Consider the following 518-nt stretch of genomic DNA (forward strand, 5'->3'; position numbering starts at 1 on the left):
ACTATAGAGCCCTTTTGGAAGCTGAAAGTAACACAAAAAGTTAGAGTAGGGATGATGTTTTGTGTTACATTGGCAGGTACTATCCTATGTTTATTAGGCCAAAGTAATTTTCTATCATTTTTCTTAAATTTTATCTTTTTCATTAGTTATTTCTTGATTCCTTGGACGTCTATCAATCTTGTGGACTACTACTTATTACGCCGTGGTCAATATAATGTAAAAGATATCTTCGATGTAAATGGTCAATACGGAAAAATAAACGGAATCACTTGCATGGCATTTGCTGTATCAATTATTGCAGAGGTTCCTTTTATTAACACATCATTCTACATTGGTCCTATAGCAAAGGCATTTGGTGGCGCAGATATTGCGTGGCTAATTGGAATAATAGTTCCTGCAATCTTATATTATTTTCCGATGAAACAAAAGTTAAATAAAGAGGTTTGTGGTAACTGAACTCGAAAGAAAGGCCTGTATCTAAACAGATACAGGCCTTTCTTTAACCCATGAAAAGAGAA

At 34.2% G+C, this 518-nt stretch carries 1 protein-coding gene; it reads left to right on the plus strand.

Annotated elements, in window-relative coordinates; all coding sequences use genetic code 11:
• A partial coding sequence (locus tag AC3WJG_RS26675) for a cytosine permease (protein WP_492588926.1) occupies positions 1 to 456 on the plus strand: 456 nt, incomplete at its 5' end.
• Between the last annotated feature and the right edge of the window lie 62 nt (positions 457 to 518).

This window comes from Priestia sp. FW507-14D1A, from assembly GCF_058781295.1.